Genomic DNA, 12,718 nt, shown 5'->3' on the forward strand with positions numbered 1-12,718 from the left:
CTAACCACGGACGCCTGCAAGGCGCCCCTACCACATGCCTTCTATTTTCTCCCGTATCGTAGCCGGCGAGCTACCGGCTTACAAAGTAGCTGAAGACGACGCGCACCTGGCTTTTCTTGACATCACGCCCCTAGTGGAAGGCCACACGCTGGTGATTCCGAAAAAGGAAATCGACTATATTTTCGACCTGCCCCCGCAGGAGTTGGCGGTGCTGCACGTGTTTGCCCAACGCGTGGCCCAGGGCGTGCGGGCCGCCGTGCCGTGCAAGCGCATTGGGGTAGCCGTAATTGGCCTGGAAGTGCCCCACGCGCACATCCACCTGATTCCGATGAACCATGTGGCGGACATGAACTTCGCCAACCCCAAAATTAAAGTACCCGAGGAGCGCATGCGGGAGCTGGCCGCCGCCATTGCCGCCCAGGTGCCTGCCACCGATACCGGTGGGGTAGGCACAGCGGGCACCCCGCCTTTGGAAAGCAAGGCCGAGCGCGAAACTGTGGGCAGCAACGTTGCTGCGGCGGCTCCTGCTTCCGATAACGATGGCCCCTTCGCGCAGTTGCGCCAACTCACACAGGGCCTACGCTACGTAGCCGAAACCGAAGCGCCCTTGGAAGCCGTGCGTTACCCCGCGCCCCAGGCCGAGCTGACTCCGGAAACCGTGCGCGAACTGGTAGGCGCACCATCTGAAGAGCCTGTGCAGACGCAAGAGCTAACGGTATTTCTGCGCCAGCAAACGGCCGATAATGGTCCCCAAGGCTCCGTTGAGGCCGCCAACCGTTTCAAAGCGTTGCAGATGTTCTTGAAAACAGGAGCTGGACGATACGCAGGTATACCGCATCGGCGAGGGCCCTCAGATACCGGTGTATGTGTTGGGCAAGACAGCCAATGGACAACTGATGGGCTTTAAAACGCAACTCAGCGAAACCTAAAAGCACAAGCCCGCGCCGGCACCCGGCGCGGGTATACTTTTTATGGTTGTGCTGTTATAGAGATAAATACAAATGATTAATCAATAGATACGCGCTGTGAATCTGCTACTTACCGTACATTCGCTTCTCCGTTTTCAATAGCTTATGACTCCAAAATCGCACGCTATATCCGACGACGCAGCCCTGGTACAGGCGCTGAGCGACGGTGATGCGCGGGCTTTCGCGGAGATTTACGAGCGGTATTGGTGGCAGCTGTTTAGCACCGCGCAACGCAAGTTGGGCTCGCGCGAGGCCGCCGAAGAGCTGGTGCAGGACCTGTTTACGGCGCTCTGGCAAAAGCGCGCCAGTAGCCAGATTGAAAAGCTACCCCACTACCTGAACAAAGCCCTGCAATACCGGATTATCGACTACCTGCGGGTGCGTACCACCCACGCGGGCTACCTGAGCTACCGGCAGGCACAGCCGCTAGCGTTGGACCGAAGCACTGAGGAGGTAGTGGCGGCCGATGACCTGTCGGTGGCCCTGGCAGAAAGCATCACCCAGCTGCCCGAGTCGACGCGGGAAGTATTTCGGCTGAGCCGGTTGGAGCACCAGAGCGTAGCGGAAATTGCCGATCAATTGCACTTATCGCCCAAAACGGTGGAGTATCATCTCACGCGCGCCCTGAAGCTATTGCGTGTACGGTTGAAAGATTTTTTGACATTGTTGCTTTTTTTCTGGTTGATAAAGTAAAAATTTTTATTGAATATTTTATATTGATAGTCAATTAGTTAATGGGTGATTAGTGGCCTAGTGCGTGTCTGAGCAGCAGGTTTTTTTATGACTGCACTAGGGTAAAAGCGCGGTTGTTCGACTATACGAGCAAACCAAGGCTTCTCTTATGCCAGACGCGTACTTTCAAACCTTATTGCAGCGGTACCAGCGTGGCGAATGCACGCCCGCAGAGCAGCGCGAAGTAGAGCAATGGTACGCTACCCTGGAACATCACGTACCCACTAGCACCCCCCTGACCGTGCAGGAGCGGGAAGCATTGCAAAGCGCACTGTGGGCACGCATTGCCCAACAAACCGGCCTGGAAACGCCGGTTATCCCGCTAACTGCTGCCCCCAAACCGTGGTACGTGCGCACACCTACCCGCTGGGCCGCCGCAGCGGCTTTGGCCCTAGGGCTTGGCCTAGCGGCACTACAGCAGCTACCCAACTCCTGGATAGAGCCCGCTGTGCCGGGAGTGGCCACCGCTCAAATGGAATGGACCATACGCACCGAGCCCGGCCGGCTCACCCTACCCGATGGCAGCACGGTGGTGCTGGCACCCCATAGCCGTCTGCGCTACCCACGCCGTTTTGTGGCGGCTCGCCGGCAGGTATTTCTATCAGGTGAAGCTACGTTTGACGTGTTTCACAATTCACAACAGCCGTTTGAGGTATATACCGAGCAAATGCTGACTACGGTGCTGGGTACGAGCTTCACGGTGCAAGCCTACGCTGGCCAACCCAACACGCGGGTGCAGGTCTTGCGCGGCAAAGTACGTGTGCAGCCCCGCAAGCTGGCGGCAGCCACCGTGGCGGCGGTACCCGCCGCTGTGGAGTTGCTTCCCAACCAGCAGGTAGTGTATTCGCCCGCTGCACACGAGTTGCATAAGGATCTGGTAGCCCAGCCTGCCTTGCTCACCCCGCCCTCTACCTTTTCCTTCGACGACCAGCCCGTAGCCGACGTGATTGCCACCCTGGAACAAGCCTACGGGGTAGAAATTCTCTACGACAAGGTGGCTTTGGCACACTGCACCGTAAGCGTTGTGCTGCAAAAAGATCAGTTATTCAGTAACTTAGGTCTGTTGTGTAAGACCCTGGGCGCTACCTATAAATCGGTAGATGCGCACGTGCAGCTGTATAGCCAGGGCTGCAAATCCTGACACGTTTCCAACTCCTTTCAGCTACCTCTTCTCTGCGAAATTTCCGCAAACGATTGCGACTGTGTTTAACTCTTTTTACTGCTTCGCTTAATTCCCAAACCTTCTCACCAACCCTAACAAGCTGTATGAGTCCTCTTCTACAAATCCCACCGCTGGGCAAACGCTTCAAAAGCGTGCTGCTATTGCAACTGTTTGGCCTGATGCTTTGCACCGGCATTGCCTGGGGCCGGCCAGCGCTAGCCCAGGAAATCCTGAACCAACCCGTGACGGTGCAGGCAAACAACGAAACCGTAAAAGACCTGCTCGGGCAGCTGGAAGCGCAGACCAACACGCACTTCATGTACAGCCCGCAGGTGATTAAGGCCACTCGGCGGGTATCGGTGAAAGCCGTGAACCAGCCTCTGGTAGAGGTACTGCGCACGATTCTGTCGCCAGTGGCTGTGAAATACGAAGTGGTGGACAACGGTATTGTGTTGCAGCCCGCCCAGGCCGACATCACCGTAACTGGCCGCGTGCTAGACGAAAAGGGTGGTGGCCTACCCGGCGTGAACGTGGTAGTGAAAGGCACCGCTAACGGCACCCAGACCGACGTGGAGGGCAACTACTCCCTCACGGTACCCGATAACGCTATCCTCACTTTCTCTTTTATTGGCTACAACACCCAGGAGGTGCCCGTAGATGGTCGCACGGCCATCAACATCACCATGGGTGCCGATACCAAAACCCTGAACGAGGTAGTGGTAGTGGGCTACGGTACGCAGCGCAAAGCCGACGTGACGGGCGCCATTGGCTCGGTGAAGGCCGAGGAAATTGCCAACCGTCCGGTAGCCAACGCCGAGCAGGCTCTGCAAGGCAAAATTGCTGGCGTGAACATCACCTCCACCTCAGGTGCTCCTGGTGCCGCACCGAATATTCGTATTCGGGGTGTGACGTCGGTGCGCACGGCCGGCGACGACAACAACGCCGCCAACCAGCCGTTGTTTGTGGTAGATGGTATGTTCACCAACAACATCCAGTTTCTGAGCCCCTACGATATTGCGTCGATTGAAGTATTGAAGGATGCCTCTTCGCTGGCTATTTATGGTGTGCGTGGCGCCAACGGCGTGATTATCGTGACTACCAAAAAAGGCAAGTCGGGTAAGGCGCGCATTTCGCTGAACGCCTACGCGGGCTACCAGGAAATTGCCAGGCGCGTGGATATGGCCAACGCCAGCGAGTATCAGACGCTGCTGAACGAAGCCATTCTGAACACTACCCCCAACGCTACCAACCTCTTCCGCGGCCCCGGCTACGACTATGGTAACGGTGTGAACTGGTTTGATCAGGTTCTGCGCAAGGGCGTTATTCAGGATTACCAACTGAGCGCTTCGGGCGGCTCGGAGAAGTCGACGTACAGCATCAGCGGCGGCTACAACAAGCAGCAGGGCATCGTGAAAGGCCAGGATTTTGAGCGCATCAACTTCCGCGTCAACAACGAGTACAAGCTCACCGACCGCGTGCGGGTAGGCGCCAACGTGGCCATCAGCCGCATTCAGGAGAATATCACGCCTGGCTCGGTGTTCGGCAATGCCTATAACGCCGACCCCGCCCAGCAGGTGTTCAACCCCACCACTGGCAACTACAGCTACTCGCTGAACCAGAACGTGGCCAACCCGGTAGCGCAGTTGGCTTATAACAATGAGCGCAACAAAGGTGGCCGCCTGATTGGTAATGTATTCGGCGAAGCCAACCTGCTGAAAAACCTGACCTTCCGCACCAGCTTCGGTACCGACCTGGGCTACACCGAAAACCGCGTGTATGCCCCTGTCTACTTCGTGTCGCAGAACCAGCGCAACGACCGTAGCCGCCTGGGCCGCCGGACCAACACCAACTCTACCTGGCTGTGGGAAAACACGCTGACCTATGATACGCAGTTTGGCGATGACCACCGCCTGACCTTGCTGGCTGGCTACACCATGCAGCGCGACCAAAACGAAAGTCTCTTCGGCCAGCGCAACGACGTGCCCGGCTACGACGACGACCTGTGGTACCTGAACGTGGGCAACGCCCAGGGCAACATTGCCAACAACTCGGCCAGCGAGTACGCGTTTCAGTCGGGCTTGGCCCGCGCCAACTACGCGTTTAAGGACCGCTACCTGCTGACGGCTACCTTCCGTGCCGACGGCTCCTCGCGCTTCTCGCAGGGCGACCGGTGGGGCTACTTCCCCGCTATTGGCGCCGGCTGGCGTTTGTCGGAGGAAGACTTCATCAAAGACCTCAACGTATTTGATAACCTGAAGCTGCGCGCCAGCTACGGGGTAGTGGGCAACGTGAACGTGCCCAGCTACCAGTACTACGCCCGCATCAACAACAACCTGAACGCCATCTTCGGCCCCGGCGAGTCGCTGAACATTGGCAAAACCGAAACCAACCCCACCGTGTCGCAGATTCGCTGGGAGAAGATCAACCAGTTGGACATTGGTTTTGAAACCGCTTTCCTCAACAACCGCCTGACCTTCGAGGCTGACTACTTCGACCGTCGCACCAACGACTTGGTGACGCAGGTGCCGGTAGCCGTGGGGGCGCTGTACCGCAACATTGGTACCGTCGACAACAAAGGCTTCGAGTTTACGCTGGGCTGGCGTGGCGATGTGAAGGAAGAATTCACTTACGGCGTGAACGCCAACCTCTCTACCCTGCGCAACAACATTGTGTCGTTGGGCAACGGCGGCCAGCCCATCATTGGGGGTAGCCTGGGCAACGGCAACGTGGTAACGCGCAGCGGCGTGAACACTTCTATCGGTGAGTTTTACGGCTTCGATGTGGTAGGTATTTTCCAGACCGCCGACGAGGTAGCAGCCGCGCCCAACCAACCCGGCGGCAAAGCTCCCGGTGAGCTGCGCTTCCGCGACGTAAACAACGACGGCGTGATTGACCAAAACGACCGCGTGAGCCTGGGCTCGCCCATCCCGAACCTGACCTACGCCCTGAACACCAACGCCGCCTACAAAGGCTTCGATATTGCTGTGGACCTGCAAGGTGTATCGGGCAACAAAATCTACAACGGTAAGAAAGCCGTGCGCTTCACCAACGAAAACTTCGAGGCCTCGCGCCTGGATCGTTGGACGCCCACCAACCCCTCTACCACCGAGCCGCGTGTGTCGAACGTTATTCCGCAGGTTTCCAGCTACTTCCTTGAGTCGGGTGCGTTCCTGCGCTTCCGTACCATTCAGCTGGGCTACACCATCCCGCGCGCTCTTACTGAGTCGTTTGGGGTAGGCAGCATCCGCTTCTACGTTAACGCGCTCAACCCCTTCACCTTCACCAACTACTCGGGCTTCTCGCCAGAGGTAGGCGGCAACGATGCCGGCCGCGGCATCGAGCTGAACGTGGTGCCCGTGACGCGCTCTTACAACGCCGGGGTAAACATTTCTCTGTAATTCAGAACCTGATAAGCACATCGCATCATGAAAGCGAAACACTATATCATTGCCCTGGCCAGCCTCTCGTTGAGCATGGCCGTTAGCAGCTGCCAGGATTTTCTGGACACCCAGCCCCTAGGCGAGGAGTTGAGCGAAAACTTCTTTGCTACCTCCGATGGCGCCGTGCAGGCCACCAACGCTGTTTACAACCAGCTGCGCGACTTCTCGGTACATACTTTCTCCTTTATCGGAATTGCCAACGTGGCTTCCGATGATGCCGACAAGGGCAGTACCCCCGGCGACGCGCCCGCCATGGGCGAGCTGGACAACTTCACGGCCACGGCCGCCAACGGTTTGCTCGATGGCTTCTGGCAGGGCCACTACCTGGGCATTGCCCGCGCCAACCAGGTAATTCTGCGCGTGCCCGACATTCAGATGGACGACGCTCTAAAGGCTCGCCTGATTGCAGAAGCCCGCTTCCTGCGTGGTTATTTCTACTTTAATTTGGTGCGTACCTACGGTGGCGTACCTATCATCGACGAGCTGCCACCCCGCGACGGTAGCAATTCATCTAAGCCCCGCGCCACCCGCGAGCAGACGTATGACTTCATCATTGCCGACCTGAACGCGGCTATTGAAGCCCTACCCGTACGCTCTGCTTACCCCGCCGCCGACCTAGGCCGCATCACAAAGGGAGCTGCCCAAGGTATGCTCGCCAAGGTGTATATGTACCAGGGAAACTGGGGCCAGGTGCTTTCCCTTACCGACGCTGTAATTGCCTCAGGCGAGTACAGTCTCTACAACAACTACGCGTTGCTGTTTAATCTGGAAGGTGAGAACTCCAGCGAGTCCATCTTTGAGGTGCAGTGCGCTACCCTGCCGCAAGGCGGTGGCGGCTCGCAGTACGCCGAGGTACAGAGCCCGCGCGCACCCATCCCGACGGGTGGCTGGGGCTTCAACGTGCCCTCCGAAAACCTGAATAACGCCTACGAAGACGGCGACCCACGCCGTCAGGCTACCATCATCTACGCCGGCGAAAACCTGGGCGACGGTATCACCATTCCGACGGTGATTGATAACCCGCGCTACAACCAGAAGGCCTACGTGCGCGCCACCGACCCCCGCTCGCCCAACGGCCTCGGCGACTCAGGCAAGAACATTCGCATTCTGCGCTACGCTGATGTGCTGCTGATGAACGCCGAAGCTGCCAACCAACAGGGCAACACGGCCAAGGCCCTCACCGACCTGAACCTAGTGCGCAAGCGCGCCCGCGGCACCAGCACCACCGTGCTACCCGACGTAACGATTACCGAACCAACTGCCCTGCGCCAGGCCATTTGGCGCGAGCGGCGCGTGGAGCTGGCCATGGAGCACGACCGATTCTGGGACCTGGTGCGCCAGGGCCGCGCTGGCACCGTGCTGCGGGCCGTAGGCAAAAACTTCGTGGATGGTAAAAATGAGGTGTTCCCGATTCCACAAAACCGCATCGACATCAGTGGCGGATTGATTACCCAAAACCCAGGCTACTAATCTGTCGGTTTAAGTAGATAAAAAACAGAACGTCGTGCTGAGCTTGTCGAAGCATCTCTACCGCTTCGTTAGGTAGTATTCAACGAAGCGGTAGAGATGCTTCGACAAGCTCAGCATGACGTTCTGTTTACTTTTAAATCCGCGCTTTTCCTACCCTACACCTTCTCTTATGAACACTTCTTTTGCCTACCTACTGGCGGCTGGTGTGGCAGGCGCTAGTCTGCTACCCTTGGCTAGCCACGCTCAAACGACTGCCCCGGCCGCCAAACTCACCTACACCGCCCCGCGTCAGAAAAACCTTTCCGACGAGCAATTGCTGGACGAGGTGCAACGCCAGACGTTCAAGTACTTCTGGGATTTCGGCCATCCTGTATCGGGTATGGCGCGGGAACGCAGCAACGTGAGCTTCGACTACGGCGACGAAGTGGTGACGACCGGCGGCACGGGCTTCGGTATCATGGCCATTATCGTGGCGGCCGAGCGCAAGTGGATTACGCGGGAGCAGGCGGCCGAGCGGGTAGGGAAGATCGTCAACTTTCTGTGGAAGGCCGATATGTTTCACGGCGCGTTTCCGCACTGGCTGAACGGTGAGACGGGCAAAACCATCCGCTTCAGCCCCAAAGACGACGGCGGCGACCTGGTAGAAACCTCGTTCCTGTTCGAAGGACTGATTTGCGCCCGCCAGTATTTCACCAAGGACACGCCCACCGAAAGCAACCTGCGCAACAAGGTGCTGTGGATGTGGGAAGGCGTGGAATGGAGCTGGTACACCCAAAACCAAAACGTGCTCTATTGGCACTGGAGCCCCAACAACGACTGGAGCATGAACCACCAGATCCACGGTTGGAATGAGTGCTTCGTGACCTACGTACTGGCCGCGTCCTCGCCGCGCTACAGCATTGATAAGAAGGTGTACGACGAAGGCTGGGCCACTGGCAACGCCTTCAAAAACGGCAAGAAATACCTGGGTACTACCCTGCCGCTGGGCTTCGACTACGGCGGACCATTGTTCTTCTCGCACTACTCCTTCCTGGGCATCGACCCGCGCGGCCTTAAAGACCAGTACGCCGACTACTGGCAGCAAAACCAGGCGCACACGCGCATCAACTACGACTATTGCGTGCAGAACCCCAAGAAGTACAAAGGCTACGGCAAAGACACCTGGGGCCTCACGGCGTCGGATAGCTACAAAGGCTATGCTGCGCACTCGCCTACGGAGGATTTGGGCGTGATTTCGCCCACCGCCGCGCTGTCGGCCATGCCCTACGCGCCTAAGGAGTCGATGCGGGCGTTGAAGCACTTCTACAACGACCTGGGCGACAAAATCTGGGGCGAGTATGGCTTTGTGGACGCTTTCAGTGAGCAGCACAACTGGCAGGCCAAGTCCTACCTCGCCATCGACCAAGGCCCTATTGTGGGCATGATTGAGAACCACCGCACCGGCTTGCTCTGGAAACTCTTCATGAGCAGCCCCGACGTGCAGAAGGGTCTGAAAAAGCTAGGCCTCGAAAGCCCGCAATTGAAGAAATAGCAACGATTTACATCAGCCCCCAGCCCTATCTCCTCAAGGAGCCAGTATCGGAGCTATTAGCTTTTTGTTGAACAAGAGCCAACCGCTAGCAGCTAATAGCTATTAGCTGCTAGCGGTTGGCTCCCCGAGGAGATAGGGCTGAAGTCCACGTTACCTGATTGCTTACACGTATGCAAAATTCCCTCTTTCGCTACCTGCTCATCTACCTGCTGACGTTCACTTGTATCACAACCGCGCAAGCTCAACAAGAATCCGGTTTCCAGCCTCGCACCTACGCCGCCAAAGACGGCCACTCGCTGCCCTACCGCATTCTGTATCCCGAAAACTACGACCCCGCCAAAAAGTATCCCTTAATACTAGTGCTGCATGGGGCCGGGGAACGGGGTTCTGACAACCAAAAGCAGCTCACGCACGGCAGCAAGTTGTTTCTGACTCCCGAGAACCGGCAGCGCTTCCCGGCTATTGTGGTGTTTCCGCAGTGCCCCGAAAACAGCTACTGGGCCGCTACCCAGATTGACCGCACGAAACACCCACTCGATATCCAGTTCCGCTACGCCGACGGCCCCAAATGGCCCCTGCGCGCCGCCCTCGACCTAGTGCAGCAGCTGCGCCGCCAGGAGCACGTCGATAAAAAGCGGGTGTACATCATGGGCTTGTCGATGGGAGGAATGGGCACGTTTGAGGCCCTGTACCGCGAGCCGAAGCTGTTTGCGGCGGCCACTCCCATCTGCGGCGGTGGTGAGCCTTCTTCGGTGAAACGCTATGCCAAGCGCCTACCGCTGTGGGTTTTCCATGGCAGCGCCGACGACATAGTGGCACCCAAATACTCCCGCGAGATGGTAGCGGCCCTGCAACAGGCCGGCGCTCAGGTGAAATACACCGAGTATCCCGGCGTAAACCACAACAGTTGGGACAGCGCCTTTGCCGAACCGGAACTACTGCCGTGGCTGTTCAGCCAACACAAGTAGGGTAGGGGCCAAGGCGGTTTCTGCTTGCTTCAGAATAAGACGGAGATAGTCATAGCAGTTACCTTCCCGAACTGATTCATTAAACTCAAATTTCCCACATATAACACCCATGAATAAAATTTCCCGCGCTGCCCTGCTGCTCACGCTGGGCCTCACCTTCACGGCGCCGCTGCACGCCCAGCAGCAACAGCCAGCGCCTACCCCCCAAGTGATGCAGGACGACCCCAAGATGAAGGCGTTCATCGATAATCTGATGCAGAAAATGACGCTGGAAGAGAAGATCGGCCAGCTGAATCTGGTGTCGGTGGGGTTTGATGTGACGGGGCCGGTGGTGAGCCAAAACGTGAACGAGAATATCTCGAAGGGCAATGTGGGCGGCGTATTTAATACCTACACGCCCATTGCGGCCCGCAAGCTGCAAGAGTTGGCCTTGAAGCAAACTCGCCTGAAAATTCCGCTGATCTTCGGGTACGACGTGATTCACGGGCACCGCACCATCTTCCCAATTCCGCTGGGGCTGGCTGCCAGCTGGGACCTCACGGCCGTGGAGCGTAGCGCCCGCATTGCCGCCGAGGAAGCCTCGGCCGACGGCCTACATTGGGTATACTCGCCAATGGTCGATATTGCCCGTGACCCGCGCTGGGGCCGTGTGGCCGAGGGCGCTGGTGAAGACGCCTACCTTGGCTCGCGCATGGCCGAAGCCATGGTGCGCGGCTACCAGGGCACCGACCTCACCAAGGAAAACGCCGTGATGGCCTGCCTCAAGCACTTCGCCCTCTACGGCGGCCGCCGAAGCCGGCCGCGACTACAACACCACCGATATGAGCAAGGTGCGCATGTACAACGAGTACCTGCCGCCCTACAAAGCCGCCGTCGATGCTGGGGTAGGGTCCGTGATGTCGTCGTTCAACGACGTAAACGGGATACCCGCTACCGCCAACCGCTGGCTGCTTACGGACCTGCTGCGCCAGCAGTGGGGCTTCAAAGGCTTCGTGGCCACCGACTACACGGCCATCAACGAGCTAGTTGCCCACGGCATGGGCGACGAGAAAGAGGTGGCTGCCCTTTCGCTGAAAGCCGGTGCCGATATGGACATGGTAGGGGAACTGTTCCTAAAGCACTTGGGCGAAGACCTGAAAAATGGCCTCGTGAAGCAAGCCGATATCGACCTGGCGTGCCGCCGCGTGCTGGAAGGCAAGTACCGCCTCGGCTTGTTCAAAGACCCCTACCACGGCGTGTCGGAGAAGCGAGCCAAGAAGGTCATCATGAACAAAGAGTTCATTGCTGATGCCCGCGATATTGCCCGCAAAAGCATGGTGCTGCTGAAGAACGACAACCAAACCCTACCCCTGAAGAAGTCGGGGACCATTGCCCTTGTTGGCCCGTTGGCTCAGAGCCAGCGCGACATGATTGGCAACTGGAGCGGCGCCGGCGACTGGAAACAAGCCGTGTCGTTGGAGCAGGGTATTAAGAATGTGGCCGGCAGCGTGGCGAAAATCGTGTACGCCAAAGGTGCCAACATTGCCGACGACCAGCAGATGCTCGACCGCCTCAACCACCACGGCGGCGACCTGGAGCTAGACAAACGCTCGTCGGAGGAGATGATTAAGGAAGCCGTGCAGGTAGCCCAACAGGCCGATGTGATTATGGCCGCCGTGGGCGAAAGCCAGGGCATGACCGGCGAAGCCGCCAGCCGCGCCGATATTGGCCTGCCCGGTCAGCAGCTTGCTCTACTAAAAGCGCTGAAAGCCACTGGCAAGCCGCTGGTGCTGGTGCTTATGAATGGCCGGCCGCTCACGCTGACCTGGGAAGATGAAAACGCTTCGGCCATTCTGGAAACGTGGTTTGCAGGTACCCAAGCCGGTAACGCCATAGCCGATGTGCTGTTCGGCAACTACAACCCCTCGGGCAAAATCACGATGACCTTTCCGCGCTCCGTAGGCCAGATTCCGCTGTACTACAACCACAAGAGCACCGGCCGCCCCTATGGCGGCGTGCAGCTCGACAAGTACAAGTCGCGCTACCTGGACGAGGTGAACGAGCCGCTCTACCCCTTCGGTTTCGGGCTGAGCTACACCAAGTTTGAGTACGGCAAACCCGAGTTGAGTGCTGCCACGCTAGGCATGAACCAGCCGCTGGAAGTGAAGGTAACGGTGCGCAACACCGGCAACTACGATGGTGAGGAAGTGGCCCAGCTCTACATCCGCGATATGGTAGGCAGCCTCTCGCGCCCCGTAAAAGAGTTGAAAGGCTTCCAGAAAGTGATGCTGAAAAAGGGCGAAAGCAAAACCCTCACCTTCCGCCTGTCGCCCGACGCCCTGAAGTTCTACAACAACGAACTGAACTTCGTAGCCGAACCCGGCGACTTCCAGGTGATGGTAGGCGGCAACTCCCGCGACGTGCAGATGGCCAGCTTCAAGCTGCAATAATAGCCTGGAGCTGCGTGC

The 12,718-nt window shown here is 58.1% G+C and carries 7 protein-coding genes and 2 pseudogenes; all 9 read left to right on the top strand.

Going from position 1 to position 12,718, the window contains the following annotated elements; genetic code table 11:
- Positions 1-34: 34 nt before the first annotated feature.
- A pseudogene (locus tag F1C16_RS23195) lies at positions 35-790 on the top strand (HIT domain-containing protein); the annotation flags it as partial.
- 70 nt (positions 791-860) lie between these two features.
- Positions 861-929 carry a hypothetical protein gene (locus F1C16_RS23315; protein WP_374940597.1) on the top strand — a complete coding sequence of 23 codons (69 nt, stop codon included), beginning with the start codon at positions 861-863 and terminating at the stop codon, positions 927-929.
- Positions 930-1,073: 144 nt separating this feature from the next.
- The gene (locus tag F1C16_RS05475; protein WP_185283342.1) at positions 1,074-1,661 is read left to right on the top strand and encodes an RNA polymerase sigma factor; all 588 of its coding nucleotides are present in this window, start codon (positions 1,074-1,076) and stop codon (positions 1,659-1,661) included.
- Between the two features lie 148 nt (positions 1,662-1,809).
- Entirely contained in the window at positions 1,810-2,841 is a 1,032-nt protein-coding gene (locus tag F1C16_RS05480; RefSeq protein WP_185283343.1) for a FecR family protein, read from the top strand.
- A 125-nt stretch (positions 2,842-2,966) separates the two neighbouring features.
- Positions 2,967-6,260, top strand: a complete 3,294-nt coding sequence (locus F1C16_RS05485; RefSeq protein ID WP_185283344.1) for a TonB-dependent receptor — start codon at positions 2,967-2,969, stop codon at positions 6,258-6,260.
- A gap of 27 nt (positions 6,261-6,287) precedes the next feature.
- Positions 6,288-7,772 (top strand): RagB/SusD family nutrient uptake outer membrane protein, encoded by a 1,485-nt coding sequence (locus F1C16_RS05490; RefSeq protein ID WP_185283345.1) that lies wholly within the window; start codon positions 6,288-6,290, stop codon positions 7,770-7,772.
- Positions 7,773-7,941: 169 nt separating this feature from the next.
- Positions 7,942-9,303 (top strand): glucoamylase family protein, encoded by a 1,362-nt coding sequence (locus F1C16_RS05495; RefSeq protein ID WP_185283346.1) that lies wholly within the window; start codon positions 7,942-7,944, stop codon positions 9,301-9,303.
- Between the two features lie 170 nt (positions 9,304-9,473).
- The gene (locus F1C16_RS05500; RefSeq protein ID WP_185283347.1) at positions 9,474-10,271 is read left to right on the top strand and encodes a prolyl oligopeptidase family serine peptidase; all 798 of its coding nucleotides are present in this window, start codon (positions 9,474-9,476) and stop codon (positions 10,269-10,271) included.
- Between the two features lie 262 nt (positions 10,272-10,533).
- A pseudogene (bglX, locus tag F1C16_RS05505) lies at positions 10,534-12,700 on the top strand (beta-glucosidase BglX).
- The last annotated feature ends 18 nt before the right edge of the window (positions 12,701-12,718 follow it).

Source organism: Hymenobacter sp. NBH84 (assembly GCF_014217645.1).
Taxonomy (GTDB): domain Bacteria; phylum Bacteroidota; class Bacteroidia; order Cytophagales; family Hymenobacteraceae; genus Hymenobacter; species Hymenobacter profundi.

Excerpts from the sequence above, each read along its gene's own strand:
- F1C16_RS05475 (WP_185283342.1), top strand. The coding sequence starts at position 1,074 with ATGACTCCAAAATCGCACGCTATATCCGACGACGCAGCCCTGGTACAG.
- F1C16_RS05480 (WP_185283343.1), top strand. The coding sequence starts at position 1,810 with ATGCCAGACGCGTACTTTCAAACCTTATTGCAGCGGTACCAGCGTGGC.
- F1C16_RS05485 (WP_185283344.1), top strand. The coding sequence starts at position 2,967 with ATGAGTCCTCTTCTACAAATCCCACCGCTGGGCAAACGCTTCAAAAGC.
- F1C16_RS05490 (WP_185283345.1), top strand. The coding sequence starts at position 6,288 with ATGAAAGCGAAACACTATATCATTGCCCTGGCCAGCCTCTCGTTGAGC.
- F1C16_RS05495 (WP_185283346.1), top strand. The coding sequence starts at position 7,942 with ATGAACACTTCTTTTGCCTACCTACTGGCGGCTGGTGTGGCAGGCGCT.
- F1C16_RS05500 (WP_185283347.1), top strand. The coding sequence starts at position 9,474 with ATGCAAAATTCCCTCTTTCGCTACCTGCTCATCTACCTGCTGACGTTC.